Raw genomic sequence first — 4,729 nt, 5'->3', positions numbered from 1 at the left:
TTGACGAGGATGTCGATGCGGCCGAAGTGCTCGATCGCGGTGTCGATGATCGCCTGACCGCCGGCCGGCGTGGACACGTCGTGGGTGTCGGCGACGGCCGTGCCGCCGGCCGCGGTGATCTCGTCGACGGCCTTCTGCGCCGGGCCGGCGTCAGAGCCGTCGCCCTCCATGGAGCCGCCCAGGTCGTTGACGACGACCTTCGCGCCCCGCTCCGCCAGCAGGCGGGCGTGGGCCCGGCCGATCCCCCGGCCCGCGCCGGTCACGACCGCGACACGTCCTTCGAAGCTGAACTCACTCATGGGTGACTCCTGTTGTACTGCGGATGCGGTTGCGGGTGCGGAGGCGCGACCCGCCGGTCCCGCCCCGTGAACGGGACCGGCGGGTCGATGGAGCGGCTTTCCGGCTACCAGGTGACCGGCAGTTCGCCGATGCCGAAGGCGAGGGCGTCGGTGGGACGGAAGGAGAGCTCGTCACGGTCGACCGCGAGGCGGAGGGTGGGCACACGCCGGTAGAGCGTCCCGTAGACGACCTGGAGCTCGATGCGGGCGAGCTGCTGGCCCAGGCACTGGTGGATGCCCCAGCCGAAGGCGACATGGTGGCTCGCCTTGCGGGTCAGGTCGAGCTTCTCCGGCTCGGGGAACGCCTCCGGGTCCCAGTTGCCGGCGGGCAGCGGGACGACGATGCCGTCCCCGGCCTTGATCTGCACGCCCTCGAACTCGAAGTCCTCACGGGCGATCCGCCGCTGCCCGAGCTGCGGGACGGTCAGGTAGCGCAGGATCTCCTCGACCGCGTTCGCGGCGTTCTTGGTGTCGTCGATCTCGCGCAGCTTCGCCAGCTGGTCGGGGTTCTCCAGCAGCAGCGCGGTGCCCAGCGTGATCATGTTGGCGCTGGTCTCGTGACCGGCGATCAGCAGGATCATGGAGAGCAGGGTGGCCTCGGGAAGGGTGAGATCGCCCTCCTTGACCCGGCCCGCGAAGTCGGAGAGCACGTCCTCGGCGGGCTCCTGCATCTTCTTCTGCAGCAGTCCGGCCAGATAGCCGCCCAGGGCCTGGTTCGCCGCCTGCTGCTGCTCGGTCGTCTTGTCGCTGCGGGTGGCCAAGGAGGCGTGCTCCTGGAAGAAGTCGTGGTCCTCGTACGGCACACCGAGCAGCGCGCAGATCATCAGCGAGGGCAGGGGCAGCGCGAGCGAGCTCACCAGGTCCGCCGGCTTCGGGCCCGCCAGCATCTTGTCGATCAGCTCGTCGGTGAAGCGCTGGATCTCCGGCCGCAGCGCCTCCATCCGGGGCCGCGTGAACGGGCGGGTCATCATGCGGCGGATGCGGGAGTGGTCGGCGCCGTCGGCGTTGAAGATCGTCAGCGGGTGCTCGTGCGCGGTCTCCGCCATGGTCTTGTTCGGATACGGAAACCCCGGCTGCTTGTCGTCCGAGCTGACCCGGGGGTCGGACAGGATGGCGCGCTGCGCGGCGTGGCCGGTGACGAGCCAGGGGGTGCTGCCGTCCCAGATCCGGGCCCGTGAGACAGGTGCCTCGTCGTTCAGCGCGCGCAGCCCGGGCGGCGGGGCGAAGGGGCACTTGGCGTCCCGGTCGTCCTGGTAGAAGTACATCTGCTCGTCGGGGGCGAGCCGGGCCTCTGCCTCGGTCATGGGTTTCCTCCAGCAGTGATGAGGTGGGGGGGCGGGGGAAGGTTCGGGAGGTTCTATTCCTCGATGCGTATGGCCAGCGCCGGGCAGACCGCGGCCGCGTTGCGGACGTCCTCGGCCAGCTCCGCGGGCGGGTTCTCGTCGAGGAGGACGACGATGCCGTCGTCCTCGCGCTGGTCGAACACGTCCATGGCCGCGGCCACGCACTGCCCGGCGGCCACGCACTTCTCCTCGTCGACGACGACCTTCATGGGGTTTCTCCTGACCTTTCAGCGGGTGGGGGCGGGCACGGCGAGGGAACCGGCGATCTCCTGGCGGCGCAGCCGCGCCTGCTTGGGCATGTTCCAGCCCAGGACACCGGTGATCCGGCCCGCGCTGCGGTACCGGGCGACGAAGCGACGGCCCGTCAGATCGCCCTCGACGACGTCGACTTCGGCGTCGGCGGGCAGGAATCCGTGCACCTGGAGTTTGGCATCGTACTGGTCGGTCCAGAAGTACGGCACCGGCGCGTACGGCCCGCCCTCCCCCAGGACCGCCGCGGCGACCGCGATGGCCTGTTCGGTGGCGTTGGTGCGGTTCTCCAGGCGGACCAGCCGGCCCAGCCCCTCGTGATGCCAGCGGGCCACGTCACCGACCGCGAAGATCCCCTCGGCCGCCCGGCAGTGCGCGTCGCACACCACACCGCCCTCGATCTCCAGCCCGCTGTCGGTGAGCCATTCGGTGGCCGGACTCGCGCCGATCGCGACGACCACGACGTCGGCCGGCAGCACCTCGTCCGTGGCGAGCCGGACGCCGGTGACCCGGCCCCTCTCGCCGGCGAGTCCCACGACGCCGGTTCCCAGCCGGAGCTTCACGCCCCGTTCGGTGTGCAGGTCCGCCAGGACACCGGACACCAGCGGGCCGACCTGCAGGGCCATCGGTGCCGACAGCGGTCCGGTCAGGGTCACGTCCAGGCCCAGTGTCCGTGCGGTGGCCGCGATCTCGGAGCCGAGCACCCCTTCACCGACGACCACCAGCCGCGCCGAGGGCACCAGGTCGCCGCGCAGCGCCAGCGCGTCGTCCAGTGTGCGCAGCACGTGCACACCGGCGAGGGCTTCCTGACCGGGCAGGCGCCGGGCCCGTACCCCCGTGGCGATCACGATCGCGTCCGCGCCCACCTCGCGCCCGGACCGCGTGCGGACGGTCCGCGACGCCGGATCCAGCCCCACCGCCGCATCACCCAGCACGAAGTCGGCACCGAGTGCCGACAGCGCCTCCTGGGTCCGCAGCGCGGCCCGTTCCGGTTCCCAGGCCCCGGAGAGCACCTGCTTGGACAGCGGCGGCCGGTCGTACGGGACGTGCGGCTCGTCACCGAGCACCGTGACAGCGCCCGCGTAGCCCTTGCGCCGCAGCGCCTCCACGGTGGCCAGCCCGGACGCCGAGGCGCCCACCACCAGCACGCGGGCCGGGACCCCGATGTCGTCACGCATGCTCATGCGCGGCTCCCTTGCAATGTCGGTACGGTCTTTCCTGCGGCACCCGGACCGGCCGGATCAGTAGACGTAGCGCCCGCCGTTGACGCCGAACGTCTGGCCGGTCACGTAGCCCGCCTCCTCCGAGGCGAGATAGGCGACCGCGTGGGCCACGTCCTCGGGCGTGCCGGCCCGTTTCATCGGCATCGTGGCCGCTACCGCCTCCACGTCGACCGGCCCCTGGCGCACCAGCGGGGTGTCGATGAACCCGGGCGGGACATGGTTGACGGTGATCCCCTTGGCGATGTACTCCACCGCCAGCGCCCGGGTCAGCCCGATCACACCGCCCTTGGAGGACGCGTAGTGCGCCATGGCCGGCGCCCCGGTCTGCGCGGACGACGAGGAGATGTTGACGATCCGCCCCCAGCCCGCCGCGAGCATGTCCGGCACCAGCTCCCTCGTGACCAGGAACGGCCCCTTGAGATTGATGCCGATCATCCGGTCCCAGGAGGCCTCGCTGATACTCGTGAACGGCTCGTAGGCGGTCGTCCCCGCGTTGTTGACCAGGATCGTCACCGGCCCGAGTTCGGCCCGCGTACGCGCGGCCGAGGCGGCCACGGCGGCGGCGTCGGCCGCGTCCCCGGCCACCGCGACGGCCCTGCCGCCCGCCTCCTGAATCTCCGCGACGGTCTTCTCAGCGCCCTCGGCGTCCAGATCCCACACCGCGACCGCCGCCCCCTTGGCGGCGAGCACGGTGGCGATCCCGCGCCCGATACCCCGCGCGCCGCCGGTGACGACCGCGGCCTTCCCCTGCAATGACATGGATGCTCCTCATGTGCGTGGCCACGGCTACTGGTCGCCCAGGGCCTCTCGGGCGGCGGTGCGGGCGGCGACGGCCCGCGGGAAACCCGTGTAGCCGCTGGAGTGGTAGACGACCTCGGCGATCTCGTCCCGGGTCAGTCCGTTCGTCAGCGCGATCCGGACGTGGGTCTTCAGCTCGGTCTCCGCCCCGAGGGCGATGAGGATGCCCAGCGTGACCAGACTCCGGTCCCGCGGGGCGAGCCCCTCGCGGCCCCACAGCGCCCCCCACACACTGGTGAGGCCGATGTCGACGAGTTCTTCCCCGAGGCGCCCGTCCCGCAGGTCGATGTCGTCCTCGGGAAACACGCCCGGCAGGGCGGCCCGCATGGCCTTCCAGCCCGCGGCCCGCAGATCGGCGGTTTCCTCGACGCCCTTGTCAGTCATGAGTTCGCTCCTGTTGCGCGGCTTCGCGTCCCTGAGCGGAAAGTTAGACCAAGCGGTCGGTACAATCAATGGCTCCGGCGGGATTCACATCCATTGAATGGACGCACCCTCTCCTCTAGTCTCGTGCAATATTCGACCGACCGGTCGACACAACAATAGAGGCTCACGCGGGAGAGCACATGAGCGACACAACGACGAGCGGTCCGGCCGGCCAGGACCCGGTCGACGTCCTGGTCATCGGCGCCGGTGTCACCGGCATCTACCAGCTGTACCGGGCCCGCGAGGAGGGCTTCTCGGTACGCCTGCTGGAAGCCGGCCACGGAGTCGGCGGCACCTGGTACTGGAACCGCTACCCCGAAGCCCGCTTCGACTCCGAGAGCTACACCTACGGCTA

Annotated in this window: 7 protein-coding genes; 1 reads left to right on the top strand and 6 read right to left on the bottom strand. The window is 71.0% G+C overall.

The window, feature by feature from the left end; all coding sequences use genetic code 11:
- The 6 genes from ABT057_RS48755 to ABT057_RS48730 all read right to left on the bottom strand — a co-directional run.
- Positions 1 to 299: SDR family NAD(P)-dependent oxidoreductase (locus ABT057_RS48755; RefSeq protein WP_352351810.1), on the bottom strand; the 299-nt coding region annotated here is incomplete at its 3' end.
- A 104-nt stretch (positions 300 to 403) separates the two neighbouring features.
- Positions 404 to 1,642, bottom strand: coding sequence for a cytochrome P450 (locus ABT057_RS48750; RefSeq protein ID WP_352351808.1), 1,239 nt, complete (start codon positions 1,640 to 1,642; stop codon positions 404 to 406).
- A 53-nt stretch (positions 1,643 to 1,695) separates the two neighbouring features.
- The gene (locus ABT057_RS48745) at positions 1,696 to 1,890 is read right to left on the bottom strand and encodes a ferredoxin (RefSeq protein ID WP_314225783.1); all 195 of its coding nucleotides are present in this window, start codon (positions 1,888 to 1,890) and stop codon (positions 1,696 to 1,698) included.
- Between the two features lie 18 nt (positions 1,891 to 1,908).
- Positions 1,909 to 3,114: an NAD(P)/FAD-dependent oxidoreductase gene (locus ABT057_RS48740; protein WP_352351805.1), complete on the bottom strand. Its 1,206-nt coding sequence runs from the start codon at positions 3,112 to 3,114 to the stop codon at positions 1,909 to 1,911.
- Positions 3,115 to 3,171: 57 nt separating this feature from the next.
- Complete coding sequence (locus ABT057_RS48735) at positions 3,172 to 3,912, bottom strand: SDR family NAD(P)-dependent oxidoreductase (RefSeq protein ID WP_352351803.1); 741 nt, start codon at positions 3,910 to 3,912, stop codon at positions 3,172 to 3,174.
- Positions 3,913 to 3,939: 27 nt separating this feature from the next.
- Positions 3,940 to 4,335, bottom strand: a complete 396-nt coding sequence (locus ABT057_RS48730; RefSeq protein WP_352351801.1) for a carboxymuconolactone decarboxylase family protein — start codon at positions 4,333 to 4,335, stop codon at positions 3,940 to 3,942.
- A gap of 179 nt (positions 4,336 to 4,514) precedes the next feature.
- Between ABT057_RS48730 and ABT057_RS48725 the strand changes: the two genes are divergently transcribed.
- A partial coding sequence (locus ABT057_RS48725; protein WP_352351799.1) for an NAD(P)-binding protein occupies positions 4,515 to 4,729 on the top strand: 215 nt, incomplete at its 3' end.

The sequence above is a fragment of the Streptomyces sp. NPDC002588 genome (genome assembly GCF_040295925.1).
Lineage (GTDB): Bacteria > Actinomycetota > Actinomycetes > Streptomycetales > Streptomycetaceae > Streptomyces.
The sequence above is the reverse complement of the archived record's forward strand: the minus strand, read 5'-3'. Positions and strand labels throughout refer to the sequence as shown.

Excerpts from the sequence above, each read along its gene's own strand:
- ABT057_RS48740 (WP_352351805.1), bottom strand. The coding sequence starts at position 3,114 with ATGAGCATGCGTGACGACATCGGGGTCCCGGCCCGCGTGCTGGTGGTG.
- ABT057_RS48750 (WP_352351808.1), bottom strand. The coding sequence starts at position 1,642 with ATGACCGAGGCAGAGGCCCGGCTCGCCCCCGACGAGCAGATGTACTTC.
- ABT057_RS48745 (WP_314225783.1), bottom strand. The coding sequence starts at position 1,890 with ATGAAGGTCGTCGTCGACGAGGAGAAGTGCGTGGCCGCCGGGCAGTGC.
- ABT057_RS48735 (WP_352351803.1), bottom strand. The coding sequence starts at position 3,912 with ATGTCATTGCAGGGGAAGGCCGCGGTCGTCACCGGCGGCGCGCGGGGT.
- ABT057_RS48730 (WP_352351801.1), bottom strand. The coding sequence starts at position 4,335 with ATGACTGACAAGGGCGTCGAGGAAACCGCCGATCTGCGGGCCGCGGGC.